This window comes from Vibrio sp. V31_P5A7T61 (assembly GCF_009904895.1).
GTDB lineage: Bacteria > Pseudomonadota > Gammaproteobacteria > Enterobacterales > Vibrionaceae > Vibrio > Vibrio metschnikovii.
On the sequence record NZ_WXWI01000065.1, the window covers coordinates 25763 to 40233 of the forward strand.

General features: G+C 42.5%; 14 protein-coding genes. 6 read left to right on the top strand and 8 right to left on the bottom strand.

Features of this window, described 5'->3' with window-relative positions; all coding sequences use genetic code 11:
* Positions 1-24: 24 nt before the first annotated feature.
* The 6 genes from CAG58_RS14660 to CAG58_RS14685 all read right to left on the bottom strand — a co-directional run bounded on the left by CAG58_RS14660 (position 25) and on the right by CAG58_RS14685 (position 5464).
* On the bottom strand, positions 25-603 hold the full coding sequence (locus CAG58_RS14660) for a YagU family protein (protein WP_233268471.1): 579 nt from the start codon (positions 601-603) through the stop codon (positions 25-27).
* A 433-nt stretch (positions 604-1036) separates the two neighbouring features.
* Positions 1037-2011 (bottom strand): transposase, encoded by a 975-nt coding sequence (locus CAG58_RS14665; protein ID WP_161429665.1) that lies wholly within the window; start codon positions 2009-2011, stop codon positions 1037-1039.
* Positions 2012-2169: 158 nt separating this feature from the next.
* On the bottom strand, positions 2170-3648 hold the full coding sequence (locus CAG58_RS14670) for an FAD-binding domain-containing protein (protein WP_161429664.1): 1479 nt from the start codon (positions 3646-3648) through the stop codon (positions 2170-2172).
* Positions 3645-3791 carry a DUF2256 domain-containing protein gene (locus tag CAG58_RS14675; RefSeq protein ID WP_161429666.1) on the bottom strand — a complete coding sequence of 49 codons (147 nt, stop codon included), beginning with the start codon at positions 3789-3791 and terminating at the stop codon, positions 3645-3647. Before CAG58_RS14675 ends, CAG58_RS14670 begins: the two co-directional genes overlap by 4 nt.
* A gap of 268 nt (positions 3792-4059) precedes the next feature.
* The gene (locus CAG58_RS14680; RefSeq protein ID WP_161429663.1) at positions 4060-4683 is read right to left on the bottom strand and encodes a LysE family translocator; all 624 of its coding nucleotides are present in this window, start codon (positions 4681-4683) and stop codon (positions 4060-4062) included.
* Positions 4684-4696: 13 nt separating this feature from the next.
* Entirely contained in the window at positions 4697-5464 is a 768-nt protein-coding gene (locus CAG58_RS14685; RefSeq protein WP_161439750.1) for a 2OG-Fe dioxygenase family protein, read from the bottom strand.
* A 233-nt stretch (positions 5465-5697) separates the two neighbouring features.
* Between CAG58_RS14685 and CAG58_RS14690 the strand changes: the two genes are divergently transcribed.
* Positions 5698-6423 carry a DUF3581 domain-containing protein gene (locus CAG58_RS14690; RefSeq protein WP_161426160.1) on the top strand — a complete coding sequence of 242 codons (726 nt, stop codon included), beginning with the start codon at positions 5698-5700 and terminating at the stop codon, positions 6421-6423.
* A 159-nt stretch (positions 6424-6582) separates the two neighbouring features.
* On the opposite strand, the gene CAG58_RS14695 is transcribed toward CAG58_RS14690, so the two are convergent.
* Positions 6583-7044 (bottom strand): methyltransferase family protein, encoded by a 462-nt coding sequence (locus CAG58_RS14695; RefSeq protein WP_161426161.1) that lies wholly within the window; start codon positions 7042-7044, stop codon positions 6583-6585.
* 50 nt (positions 7045-7094) lie between these two features.
* Positions 7095-10163, bottom strand: coding sequence for a D-2-hydroxyglutarate dehydrogenase YdiJ (gene ydiJ, locus CAG58_RS14700; RefSeq protein WP_161426162.1), 3069 nt, complete (start codon positions 10161-10163; stop codon positions 7095-7097).
* Between the two features lie 275 nt (positions 10164-10438).
* Between ydiJ and CAG58_RS14705 the strand changes: the two genes are divergently transcribed.
* The 5 genes from CAG58_RS14705 to CAG58_RS14725 all read left to right on the top strand — a co-directional run bounded on the left by CAG58_RS14705 (position 10439) and on the right by CAG58_RS14725 (position 14397).
* Positions 10439-11128 carry a DUF3334 family protein gene (locus tag CAG58_RS14705; RefSeq protein WP_004395442.1) on the top strand — a complete coding sequence of 230 codons (690 nt, stop codon included), beginning with the start codon at positions 10439-10441 and terminating at the stop codon, positions 11126-11128.
* A gap of 199 nt (positions 11129-11327) precedes the next feature.
* Positions 11328-12011 carry a DUF2786 domain-containing protein gene (locus CAG58_RS14710; protein WP_004395443.1) on the top strand — a complete coding sequence of 228 codons (684 nt, stop codon included), beginning with the start codon at positions 11328-11330 and terminating at the stop codon, positions 12009-12011.
* A 246-nt stretch (positions 12012-12257) separates the two neighbouring features.
* A complete protein-coding gene (locus tag CAG58_RS14715; RefSeq protein WP_004395444.1) occupies positions 12258-12926 on the top strand; it encodes an OmpA family protein in 669 nt (222 codons plus the stop codon).
* Positions 12927-13046: 120 nt separating this feature from the next.
* Positions 13047-14057 (top strand): J domain-containing protein, encoded by a 1011-nt coding sequence (locus CAG58_RS14720; protein WP_161426163.1) that lies wholly within the window; start codon positions 13047-13049, stop codon positions 14055-14057.
* Between the two features lie 154 nt (positions 14058-14211).
* Positions 14212-14397, top strand: coding sequence for a hypothetical protein (locus tag CAG58_RS14725; protein WP_083797756.1), 186 nt, complete (start codon positions 14212-14214; stop codon positions 14395-14397).
* Positions 14398-14471 lie beyond the last annotated feature (74 nt).

The following is a 14471-nucleotide window of genomic DNA, read 5'->3' on the forward strand; positions in this document are numbered from 1 at the left end:
AAAATCTCCGCTATTATAGACAACCTACTTAGCCCAATTACCTATGATCGGTTTTCCAAGCAGTGCTAAAACAGCAATAAGGCTGACCTCAATCGAAACGGACCAACAAATATGGCCGATCATCTCACTCCAAAACTCATAACCATTAAGATTCCATAACCATCCTACTTGTCCATCAAGATACGCTGGATGTCGAAAACCTAATGCGGGGATCAATAGACCATGCATGACTAATGTAATTATAATTCCGTACACTGCCCCATACCAAAGTCTTATCTTGGGTGCTATTGCTGAGATGAAAATATAAACAAAGGCAAAAGCAAAACTAAATAGCCAGTGATAAAGCATAACCGCACCAGGGATAGTAATGCCTTGATACACATAATCCAGCGAATGAGAGTTTACTCCTAGCCATCCTAACCAAGCATCAATATTCGCGGCAGGCGGCGATATTTCACCCGCTATACGTGGCGGCATATTAGCCTCAGTACCTGATTTTACGAGAGAACTAATAAAGCCCCCAATAAAGGTAGCAAGCACCAAAACCATGGCATTTTTTTTGTCTAAAATAAAATCAAATCTATTCATGTTTTGAGAGGACATTCTCGAGATCCTTTTTGGCTCGCGCAATTTCTTGCACTGTCAGTAAAAACACGACCATCCACTGTTGATTTCGAAGATAGCTGTGCAGTAAACATCATATGCTCATGTGATTTCAGTGTAGCTGTAGTTATCAGCATACTCCAAGATATCTTCATCTCTCTCGTATATCTTTTACTATATCTTTTACAGGATATCTTTTACAGGACACACACCAAATAACTCCATTTCTAAGGATTAGTACTAAAAACTTATCAAATGATAGTAAAACTAACTCTGTCTCCAAGCGTTTAAGGTCTATTTAAACTAAATTAATTAAAAACGAGGTTATAACAAGTAGGTAGATATCGTATATTGATTGAATTAAAAGAATGCATAATTCCAGCAAAGGTTCTGGTCTAGTTTTTATGCTGAGTTTTTATAGTAAAGCTAACACTTACTCCAAAAGATACAGGTGCATCTTTTGTTTTTTAAAAACTACCTTCGCTATTGCTGCCTGAGGCCGAGTACCAATAGCGGTCGCGCGCGACTTCTCTAGACCAATGCAGATTTTTAGCCAATCCCTTGAATTGAAACTTAATCGCGACAAAATATTTGGCATTTTATTGCTCATGGATGCTTTGCCGTCTCGATACTGGCGAGCGGTCCAGTCAACCAACTCTAAATAATCCATCAGACGAAAAGGGATCCCCTCTCGCAGCTCATTAGTTGGGTTACCAATAAATGGATGCAAACAAGGCGCTGTCACTAAATTTTTGCTTAGCGCATTAATTCTGGCTTTTATCGAGGTAAATTCACTGGTTTCTGGGGTATCAGCTATCCCCGCTCGTATCGGGTTTAAATCAACATAAGCCATTGCCGCAACCAGTGCTTTTTCATCCAGTAACGCTTGGCTTTTGAAGCGGCTCTCCCAAAAGTGCCCGGTGCAGTTATCTTCCCTGTTAGCTTTACAAGCAATGTCGTAATTAAGCTCTTTCATAAACCAGCTCAAGTTCGATAACCTTGCCCGCCAAACTTCAATTAGTTCAATGCAGCGTGTTTGTTCAGCGAGGCTAGTGAGTTGTTTATTTTGCCAACGTTGGATGAGTACTGGGAGTTTATGAACTTGGCCCCAGCGATCAACGACTTGATGATGTGTGAGGTTTAACGCTCTGTCTTGATTAATATTTACCACTAAGTGATAGTGATTACTCATAATCGCGTATGCACAAATATCAATGCAATAGACGTTAGTTAACGAATAGATTTTTTGTTCTATCCATTCTCTGCGATGTTCATAACAGCGATTAGTGAAAGTGTCTTTTCCGCATAAAAAGCTGCGCCTAACACAGCGAGAAATGCAGTGATAATAAGATGTTACATCCGTAGAAACCAGTTGTTGTCGAGCGGTGGTCAAAGTAGTGTCCTCCATTAAACGTGAAGGAACCTTAGCAATAAATGATGATTAAATGTGCTATCGAATCACCAGAAGACTAAAAATCATACTTTTTCCATACTTTTGGTGTGTGTCCCATAACATCCCCAATAAATGTAGCTAACCCAGCCCCCGTCTTTGTACAAAAATCCCCATTACCTCATATTCACCCGCGCGTGAATGGCAAGAATACGCTGAGCTTCACGATTAACATCCTCTCGTTTGCGCCAAGCCCATAACCTATCTCGCGCTTGCTTAGCGCAAGCTGCCACATCAATCACTGGGTTTAAATAGCGACTATCGGCGGGCAATTGATACATCATGGCTTCCATAGGGCTCATTTGCCACGGTTCAAACAGCAAAGATAGTGGTACTTCTGCCAATTCAGGCACCCACTGACGAATAAACACACCTTGCGCGTCATGCTCTTGAGCTTGTTTGATTGGGTTGTAAATTCGAATGGTATTGATCCCAGTCACCCCAGCCTGCATCTGAAATTGAGCATAATGAATGCCTGGTTCAAAATCTAAAAATAGCTGTGCTAAGTGCCCGACCCCAGCACGCCAATCTTGATTCATATGATGAGTCAACACACTCACTAACATTGCGCGCATACGAAAGTTTAAATAACCGGTATGATACAAACAACGCATACAAGCATCGACTAATGGAATGCCAGTTTGGCCGCTTTTCCAAGCTTCCAATAGTTCTGTATCCGGCTGACACGCTTGCGCCAGAAGCGGCTCATAAGCACGGTTTACGCAGCGAAACTCCATCTCACATTCTGATTCAAATTTCTGTATGAAATGGCAATGCCAGTGTAACCGTGAAGCTAACGCAATTAGGCTCCGCCTTAACCCAGTCGTATTCCAATAACTGAGTAGCGTTTGATACATCTCGCGCAATGAGATATTCCCCCATGCAAGATAAGGGGACATACGCGAACAAGATACTCGGGCGAGCGACGGGCTGGATATCTGAAAGTAGTAATTTTTTGCTCGGCGCTGAAAGAAATCGTCTAAAGTCTGTTTAGCCAGTATCTCACCGCCCGTTTGGAATCCTTTCTCTTTACGTCGCCAAGCTGATGGTACACTGTTATCCAAGCCTAAATCGGTAGCACAAACAGAAATTAACCTCTGTGCGGTTAAATTCGGCATTGCCAATGGTGCTCGCATAATTGCTTGCCAGTGCTTATCCCAACCTTGACGGTGAGTTGCCGCGCGGCGAACGGCGCCATAAGCACTTTGATGCCAACTTATCCCCTGCTCCGTACACCAATGCTGAAGGGCAACATCACGCTTGAAGGTATTAGCAAGACCCACTTCCTGATGAGAATAAAGACCTTGAATAGAAAAGTGTGTCGCTAGTGTCGCCAAACCTTGCTCAGCTGAGACGTTAGCAATCAGTATCTGATGACCAAATCGAGCGAGCCGTTGATTGATATCTTGCAGTGATTGCCAGACAAAACGCCAATGGCGCTCGGAATAATGGCGATCATTGAGCAGCATGGGCTCAAAGAAATACACCAACAGCGTCGGTATTCCGCTATCTAATGCAGCGCACAAGGGGGGATGATCACTTAAACGTAAATCACGCTTGAACCAAACAATGTTGATGGATGTAGTGCTCATCATACTTTACCTCGCTGACGACGACACCGTTCTGAGCAATAGTTCACTTCATCCCAACAACGTTGCCACTTTTTCCGCCAACGAAAAGGGCGCTTACACACTAAGCAAAGTTTTTCAGGTAAAAAAGCTTTTTGATGACTTGTCATGGCCATTGATTGATTCGTGATCGTGATCTTAATCTTAATTACGTCAAGTTTACCAACCACGATCACGGTTATAGCTAAATCGTACTGTTTTATAAGCTAAAAATTCTTTTTCCTAAAAGGTATATATTATGAAAAATTTTACTTTTGGTACGAGTCCTGCAATTGACAACGTTTCGTAATAACTGTAAATAAATGAGGATTGATGACGCACCAGAAGTCCTGAGTATTGAAAATCGTCACCTCAACTGAGGGACGATTTTTCTAAAATTTACATTAATATTATTTTTCCAGCTAAAGCGCAAAGGATTACTCCCATGGTGCGCTCAATCCACAATTTAAAACTATCTATCTGAGAAGTGACTAGTTTAGATGATAGAACAACGGCAACAATAACAAACCAAATCAAATGTGCAAAACTAATAATGGCGCCATATATTAACTGGATGTAAATAGGTGTTTCAGGTGTCACTACTTGTGTAAAAATACTTAAAAAGAAAAGTGTTGTTTTTGGGTTTAAAGCGTTAGAAATAAACCCTGCTTGAAATGCTTTAAAATCAGATATACTTTGTTCTTTACTCACCTGCTCTTGATTATTAGTTGAGGTTCTTTTATGAGTAAGACCTTTAATACCTAAATAAAGCAAATACAGAGCCCCAGCATATTTTATACCTGTATAAAGCGTATCACTTTGTGCTATAATTAATGCAATCCCAGCGAGTGAATAGGTAACATGCAGCCAGATTGCTAAACTAATACCAAATGCACCAATAATTCCCGCCCGACGAGAATAGATTAAAGAGTTCCTAGTAATCATTGCAAAGTCCTGCCCAGGGCTAATTACCATGACAATAGCAATTGAAATAACTGCAATTAACGAGCTTAAATATTCCATGATTATTTTCCGATTAATTAACTTTCTTAAACGTAATGACTAACATATCTCTAACAGACTCTTCATCTTTATTAATCGGCTTTATTTCAGAGACGCCATGATAAACTTTTGAGTCATCTATATAGGCTAAATCACCTACAGACATATCTATACTACTTAGAGGAGTTAAATTATTATTATAAATTGTTGAGATTCCTCCAGCTATATTTTTTTTACATATAGGCAGCATAAAAATATATGAGACCCCATCCTTATGAATTCCTTCCGGTGTTGGTTTTCCCTCCATATTATCATTAGCAATAATACGAAATTGATGAACTTCTATGTACCATGATAGCCAGTTATCTAATAAGTGATTTATTTCGCATAAATTGAATATTTTCATCGCATGATCAATAAGCAACCCAAATGTGTTTGATCCAACTATTTTGTTTTCTATCGGTTTATACCAACGCTCTATATCTCCATTTAAAGCATTGTATTGGCTGCTTTGATAATGGGGAACGTTATGTAATTGTATAATGTCTTTGGTATATTTTTTACAGGTGAAGACAGCATGTCTTCTGTATCTGTATGTACCTCGATCACTCATATAATTATCTAAATCAAGATCATTCCATGAATCAGAAAAAGTATCCCATTCAAATGATGAAATGGTATTTATTAAACTCATTACTTCATTGTTCTTTGCTACAAAATAACCATCTTTCAATACAATATCCGTTATTTGGTTATTTGTAAGAGGCTTAATCTCTAGACTAACTGCATGTTCTAACTTCACTTTCAATACTCATTATGAAAACATTATGCATATAGTATCAGTCAAGAAAACGAAAAGTAAAGAAAATGTTTCTAAATGTGAATTTATAGGTTTTATAGGGAAGACTTAAGCGAACAGCGAATCCATTCTCTTGGACATAAAGAACGAATTGTGAACAATTTAACACTGATTGGACCATTAAAACTTTTCTTGGGGCTATAATCGGCAACAGTTTTTATGAACAAGTGTTGATTATGCTGCTTAAACCTTATTTTTCATCTGCTGAACATCAATTTCAATTTACTCGCCAACAAGCGAGCCATTTTGCTAAAAAAGTGGCGGGTGATTTCAATCCGATCCACGACGAAGACAGTAAGCGGTTTTGCGTACCCGGCGATCTGCTGTTTGCAGTGCTCTTGAAAAAAAACGGTATTAGCCAAAAAATGCGCTTTACCTTCTCCGGCATGGTCAGTGATGGCGTTGCGCTGCATGTTGAAAATCAATGCAGCCAAATGAGTGCGCTGGTCGATCAATCGGGTAAAGAATATTTATTAATGCAACGCGAGGGAGAAGTTTCCCACGATGCGGTGTTTATTGAGCATGTGATTAAAAGTTATGTCCAATTTTCAGGCATGAACTTTCCACACATTATGGTGCCACTGATGGAGCAGCAACAAGTGATGATCAACTGCCAGCGTCCATTGGTGATTTATGAAAGTATGGAAGTGGAATTTGAGCGCTTGGATCTTAGCCATCCAGAAGTTGAGTTTAGCGGTGCCTCCTTCGATGTCGATGGTAAACGAGGCGTCGTGACCTTGAATTTTACCTTTAAAGATCAAGGCCAATTAGTCGGCAAAGGCATCAAACGTATGGTTGCCAGTGGATTAAAGCCTTATAACCAAGCCGATATTGATGATTTAGTGCAGCGATTTAACGATCGTAAAGTGCGTTTTCTGGCTGAGTTATCACAAGCGGCCTGATCATCTCAGCTCCGCCATATAGGTGGAGCTATATCCAAACGACTTGGAGTTGCAGCTAGGCGGCAAGTGAGTGAATCCCGATGAGCATAGGCAAACTATGTGATTGGGGTGAACGAACGTAGCCAACACCGCTGCAGCTCCAAGTAGGAAGGCTATAAATCATATCCAACGTCTAACTCGCGCTTTATAATCGGTATAACGCTCACCAAACACCCGCTCTAATACTCGCTCTTCTGGCTGTATCTGAAACCGATTCATGTACGCTACGAACCCTATCACCACTAATAAACTAACTATATTTTGCTGCCAATATGCCACGCCAAATAACAATAGTAATAACGCTAAATACATAGGATTACGGCTGTAGTTAAAAATTCCAGAATCGACAACAGTAGAAGCTTGATCCGGTTTAGTGGGGTTAACTGTGGTATTCGCCCTGCGAAATTGGACAACAGCGGAAATTCCAACCATCCCTGATAGCATGACGCACAATGCAAAGATCAGCTTGGTATACGGAAGAGTAAGAGCGGCAAAGCTAAATAGATACGCTAACCGATTAGACATCACCAGTGCCACTAAAAACAGAGCCACGGGTGGAATTTTCAGTTCTAAATAACGCATAACTCCCCTCCTGATTAGTTAAAACGGCCATCCGAAGATGGCCGCTAGGGTCATAGGATCTCTAACAAGGCTTGGATAGGATGCCTTGGTTGTATCTCCTCAAAGCGTTTCACTTGGCTACGACAAGAGTAACCGGTCATCAAACAACGTTCTTTAGGCAGTTTATCCAAACTTGGCTGCCAGCTTAAGGCATAAATGTCTTTCGACATCTGTAGCTTATCGACTTCATGACCAAAGGTACCTGCCATACCACAGCACCCTACAGGTACGGTGTGCAACTCAGCCCCAAAGTGGCTGAAGATCTGCCCCCACTCTTTTTCAGCATTAGGTAACTTAGTTTTTTCGGTGCAGTGAGCCAATAAATACCAAGGCGCTTGTGGTGCCTGTCCTTGATCAATATTCGATTGAGTAACATTGGCTTGCGATGGCATCTCAGCCAATCGTGGTAATAACCATTCATGTGCGGTAAGCACTTCAAACTCGCCCCGTTGCTGACCTAAAATCTCCACGTATTCATCGCGATAACAAAGCACCAGAGCCGGGTCAACCCCAACCATAGCAATATTAAGATCCGCGACTTGAGATAGAAAGCCAGCCGTACTGGTTGCTGTACTCTTAAAGCGCTGTAAAAAGCCCTTAATATGTTGCGCTTTACCATTGGGCTTAAACGGCAGCAAAATCGGTTTTTTACCCAGCTTAATCACCAGGGCGATAAAATCTTCCACCACTTGCGCATCATAATAACTGGTGAAAGGGTCTTGTACGATAATCACATGTTCAGAGCGCTGCTGCTGAGAAAGCGCCATCAATTGTTGGCGATCAAACGGCACAATATTATGACGACGAGCTCGCGCCGCTAAGGTCGGGATAGATAACCGAGGGGTATCGACATAGCCGACTGTCGCCGCCGTTAAGCGTTCAATCCATGGCTGATCAATAACCGCATTGACCACTTGTGGCGCTTTCGCCATCAGCGGTAACATGATTTCGATATTAGCCACTAAATAATCTTTAACCGGACGCGGATAGCGAGTGTGATAAAGATTTAAGAAACGTGAACGAAAACTCGGCACATCCACTTTAATTGGGCATTGGCTAGCGCAGGCCTTACAGGCTAAACAGCCATTCATCGCTTCATACACTTCATGAGAGAAATCATACTCATGAGAGGGACGAATACGCTGCCGAACGCGATCCAGTAGGCTTTTGATACTGGCTGTTTTCTGCAAGGCTTGTTGCTCTAAATCGAGGATATCAATCCCTTGCTCCGTCAGTTGACGCAACCATTCACGCACTAAACCCGCTCGACCTTTTGGCGAGTGACGACGGTCGGCGGTAACCTTCATCGATGGACACATCGGGGAGCTAGTGTCGTAGTTAAAACATAGCCCATTGCCGTTACATTCCATCGCTTGCTTAAAGCTGTCACGAACTTTTACGTCAATCTGCCGATCAAAATAGCCACGCTTGGTATCCGATACTTTAACCAGCTCAAAACTGCTATTAAGGGGCGTACAAATCTTACCGGGATTCATCTTATTGTGAGGGTCAAAAGCCGCTTTGACGCGGCGTAATTCGGTAAATAGCTCCGCTCCAAAAAACTCAGGGCCGTACTCAGAGCGATAACCCTTACCATGCTCCCCCCACATTAAACCGCCGTATTTCGCCACCAGCTTAACGACTTGATCGGAAATCTCATGCATCATTAACTCTTGCTTGGGATCGCATAAATCAAGTGCGGGACGCACGTGCAATACGCCAGCATCCACATGACCAAACATACCGTAACTGAGGCCTTTGTCGTCAAGCAGCGCGCGAAATTCACTAATAAAATCCGCCAAGTGCTCCGGTGGCACACAAGTATCTTCGGTAAATGGCACCGGTTTAGCTCGTCCTTTGGCCGCGCCCAATAAACCTACCGCTTTTTTACGCATAGTATAAATACGGTTAATACTGGCTAAATCATCACACACTTGATAACCAATAATCCCGGCTTGCTGCTGACTGATCATCACATCTAAACGCTGGGTCAATTGCGTGACTAATTGTTTTACCTGCTCTGGGTCTTGGTCTGCATATTCAACCATATTGATGCCGAGCAATTCCTTGCCAGGCACATCGGTTAACAAATCACTGACGCTATGCCAAACAATATCTTGTTTCGCTAAATTGAGTACGTTTGAATCTAGCGTCTCAACCGATAGTGCATTGGCTTCAATCATTAGCGGCGCATTACGTAATGCCGAGTCAAAACTGTCATATTTGATGTTAACTAAGGTTCGCGCTTTAGGAATTGGGGTGAGATTGAGTTTGGCTTCGGTAATAAAAGCCAATGAACCTTCAGCGCCGCACAGTACGCGGGTGATATTAAATTCGTCAGTGTGTTCATCAAGAGCATTTTTTAAATCATAGCCAGTTAAAAAACGATTTAAAGGCGGAAACTTGGCGACTATCTGCTCTCGCTGGCCACGGCAGACGGCTTCGGTAACCTGCATGGCCTTTTCAGCATAGCTATTGACTTGCGGGTCGCCCCGTGAACCGTCGGTTTCTAAGATTGACCCATCAGCAAATACCGCTTGTAGCGAGAGCACATGATCGGAGGTTTTACCGTATTTGAGTGAGCCTTGACCTGAAGCATCGGTATTAATCATCCCACCCAGTGTAGCGCGGTTACTGGTAGAGAGATCGGGCGAGAAAAAATAGCCATAAGGGCGCACCGCATCATTCAGTTGATCTTTAATCACACCAGCCTGAACCCTTACCCAACCTTGCTCTGGATTGATTTCAAGGATTTGATTCATATGGCGAGACAAGTCAACCACAATCCCTTTGGTTAAGGCTTGACCATTGGTGCCTGTCCCGCCTCCACGCGGAGAAAACGTGACACGTTCGAATTCTGGCCTAATACTTAATTGACCGATAAGCGAAACATCATGGCTAGTTTTAGGATGAACAACCGCTTGTGGAAGTTGCTGATAAACGCTGTTATCAGTAGACACGGCTAAACGACTGGCATACTGTGTTTCGATATCGCCCGTAAACCCAGCTGTTTTTAACTCATGTAAAAAGGTTAAAACAACCGGATCAACATCAGATTGGAGGTGAAGTCTTGGTAACATTTGCTTCCTGCCCGAACGCCGCTGATCCAATCAGCGCTATGTAATGGGTGAGTTTTAATTTATTTTTTTGAGTCCGGTCACTTTACAACATTTAAATCAGTGATCAAATCAGAATCTTAACAACAATAGAGTTAAGCCATTTTTTAGATAACGGAAGAGTTGAAGGTCAGCTAAATCCAGCTATCGTTAAGTAAACACAGATACATTTTCGTCGCCTACTTTCCTAAGCGGTCACTGATTAACCACTTAGCCCTGACACACTCATGGACCTAGATATGAAAAAAAATAAAGTCGTCACCACAGAAGATATTCTATTGAAACTTTGTCAATCGGTTTCAACCGTACTCTCCTCAGCCACGGGATCGAACATCACCTACTCGGCAATGGTACAAAAAATCACCAAAACGTCACTCAAACCAGACTTTGGCTGCTTCGTTTTGTTTGATGGCGGATTTTCTGGTTTAGTGGTAATTAACTTCACTTCTAAAGCCGCTTTAGAAGTGTATACCCAATATATGCGCAATATGGGCATGCCAGAAGATGAACTTGCGGTATTACACACCTCCGACGAAGTTGGCGATGTACTCGGTGAACTGATGAACCAACTGGTCGGTGATTTCACCAACAAAGTACGCAAAGAGTTACAAACCAACATCACTCAAAACCAGCCGAAAATGTTGTCACTCAACAAACAAGTTAACTTATCGGTTGATACTAACTTAGATCGACCACAAGCCCGCCGCGTAACCTTCTCGACCGAAAATAATAATATTTTCTATCTAGAATTGGCCATGGATCGTACTGAGTTTATTCAATTGGAAGACTTTGAAATTCAGGAAGATGAAAGTCCAGACTCTATTTTAGCTGATACACAACAAAAGATGGCCGACAAAGCGGCCAATAAAGCGGCAAGCCAAGCAAATAGTGACCTCTCCGCCGATTTACTCGATGAACTAGGTATCTAACCGAGTATCTATCTTTACCCTACTTGAAGTTGTCGCTTACCAACCGAGCCGCAACTTCAAGTTACCATCAAGATAACATCGAATTACCGGTTAATTCGTCCCGCCGGTAGGCGAATATCCAGCATCCCTTTCACTCCTTAGATAAAAACGGTAAAATAGCTGACTTTTCTTAGCGCTGCGGAACCGATTTTATAATTCGATGGATAAACAAAAAGCCTTAAAAAAAATAGCCAAATGCCTAGAGTTAGGTAACTCCGCTAATGTCAATGAAGCGGCCAACGCGATCAAAATGGCCCACCGGCTGATGCTCAAATATGGGTTGGATAAAGACGATATTGAGTTTATTAAAATGGGCAAAACCCAATCAACTCATCTTCTGCCTGCCTCCATCAGTTCCGGAATTTTACGTATTATCCGAGGCATTAATACCAAATTTGGTGTTGAAGCCGTTTTGATCAATCATAAAGGTTTAAAACGCGTCGAATTTATCGGTGAGGCAGACAGAGCGATTTTTGCCGCCTTTGCTTTTGATATTGTTTATCGTGAAATGAATGAGCAGACTGGGCAGTTTCGCAACAGTTTTGCAGGCAGTGGCACACCAACGACAGAAGTCTCGCGGCGCGTAAATTCGTTTTTATCCGGTTGGGTAGAAGGCGCACTGGAAAAATTGCCAACCATTACGCCTGACGAAAACTCAATGAATAAAATCAACAGTTACATTGATAAAGAGTTCGAAAACATTGATCGGGAAACCTTTAAGCAACAACTACGTGATGCGATGAAGAACATCACCGCAGATTATGAAGTCGGGCTCAAAAAAGGCCGTAAAGTTTCCGTTAATAGACCGATTGATGGTGCACAAGCACCAAAACGACTTAAATAACCTTGCGTCTATAACGCTCAATTAAGTGATGCGAATGTAAAATTTAGATCAATGGATTGACTTTATTCGATAAGTTTTGTTTATTTCAGGCTAATTCCAGTGGACTCAAGGCGTTTTCCCTATCGCCCCTACCGCTGGATGACCAACAACTTCCAACCAAAGCTTAAAAAGTTTAAGGCTGTAAAACACATATAGCGTAGCCAATAAGCGGAAATGAACACATATTGCCAACACGGAGAGAATACATTGAAAAAAATCACGCTGGCGATGGCACTGGTCATCACATTGTCTGGCTGTGCTGCCACACAAAGGCAAAATGCCACAACAGGCGAATCAGAAACGAATGCCGCCACTCGCGGAGCATTAATTGGCGCGGTAGCTGGTGCAGCCGCGGGTTTAGCCACTGGTGATAATGCGAAACAGCGCCGTCAACGCGCTTTAATTGGTGCGACTGGCGGCGCGGCTGTAGGTGGTGGTGTCGGTTACTATTTTGACCAACAAGAAGCGGCTTTGCGTGAAGAATTGCTTCATTCAGGCGTACAAGTTCAACGTGTCGGCGACAATCAACTTTTATTGCGTATGGAAAACGGCATCGGTTTCCAAACCAACTCTTATCAACTCGACTCAAGCATTCACCGTACACTACGCGGCGTAGCCAAAATTCTTGTCCAATACCCAGACACCAGTTTAGTGATTGATGGGCATACCGACAGTACTGGTGGTGATACCACTAACCAAGTGCTATCGGAACGTCGTGCTGAATCAGTACGTAGCTTCTTATTGTCACAAGGAGTCGCTCCAGGACGAGCTATCGCGCGAGGTAATGGCTCTCGCTTCCCAATTTGTACCAATAGTACTGTGGAAGGACGAGCTTGTAACCGCAGAGTAGACATTCAAATTTTGCCGCTAAAATAAGCCCTCCAGCAAGGCAAGTTTAGTGAACAAGAGTATACTTAGAAGGCCCTTAATTGGGCCTTTTTCTCATTAGCACCGATACGGTGATCACAACCATCAACTCATTAGGACACGCTGAGCATGCACGTTTTATCACCCTGGTTACTGCTGTTTTTCACCTTGGTGTGTTCATGGCCTATTGCCGCGCAAACCGATCAAGTTCGCCAACAAGCTCGCTTAGGTAATCCGGAAGCACAATTTCAATTAGCAGTGAGCTATCAACAAGCGCAGCAATCAGACCAAGCCTATTACTGGTTTTTACAAGCAGCAGAGCGCGGCTATCAACCCGCAATGACACCACTAGCCAATGCTTATTTACAGGGTCTAGGCACGCCTACTGATGTAACCCAAGCTCTACTTTGGTATACCAAATCAGCCACCTTAGGTGATGTTGAGGCAGCCTTAGCAATGGGACGTTTATATCAACAAGGAGAATATCTCCCTCAATCATTGCTCATGGCAGAAATTTGGTATCACAGTATTGCGGATCGCCATCCGCTAGGTGAACAACGCTACAGTGAACTATTACAACAACGTTTTAATCAACGTCGAGCCAATCAATTAATTGCCTTACAAAATCTCGAAATACAAGCGCAACAGGACGGTTTAAGGAACGAGGACGAAGATAAGGCGTTACAAGAACGCCAAACTCAAGATCATACTATGTCGTTGATGAGCGATTTTTTGTTCGTTTTAATTGGCCTATTGTTAATTATGGGCATCTTGTCTCTGTATCGTTCAATCAAAAACAAACAACAGCATCAAGCCGAGCAATTAAATATGGAACAAAAAGAGCAGATCCAACAGCAAGCGGCGATTATAAAACAACAAAAACGTCAACTTGATAAGCTCTATCAAGAGTTTAAAAAACAACAACACCAACAGGCACATCACCAACATGACCAGACTTTTTCTTTGGCCTGCGCCCTACTCGGTTTTCACCCTCATCGATTACCCGATGAAAAAATCATCAAACAACGCTATAAACAACTGAGTAAAATCTATCATCCCGATCTGCAAGGCAGCGAAGAAGAGATGAAACGTCTCAACGGCGCGATGAAAATCATCAACCAAAGGTTAACTAAGCGTTAATAATTATAATAAACATATCGCAACCTCTTCTAAATAAATTAGAAAGCAAACGATTAGCATCGCAAAGCCAGTAACAGATACTTAACTTAATTACTGAGCATGTGCGATAATCTGCACAGATTAAACACCAAACAGAATAAGGTGGGGAGAAGTAATGTTTACTGTGATCGGAGTGTGCGATTGGTGCAAACTGTCAAACCAATTAACTAAGCATGAATATATTGACGGTAAAGCGCATTATTCTTGTCCAAATTGCCATGATCTGGCAAGAATGGACGTCAGGTTATTCAATCTTGATGAACTCGCCTCCCGTGAACGACAAATGCACCAAGCATCCTAACCTCGATAGAAGCGCCGCCAAGGCGCTTTATTGTTAAATAAATTCCCTTTTCATCTCTCATCTCAACAAACTGT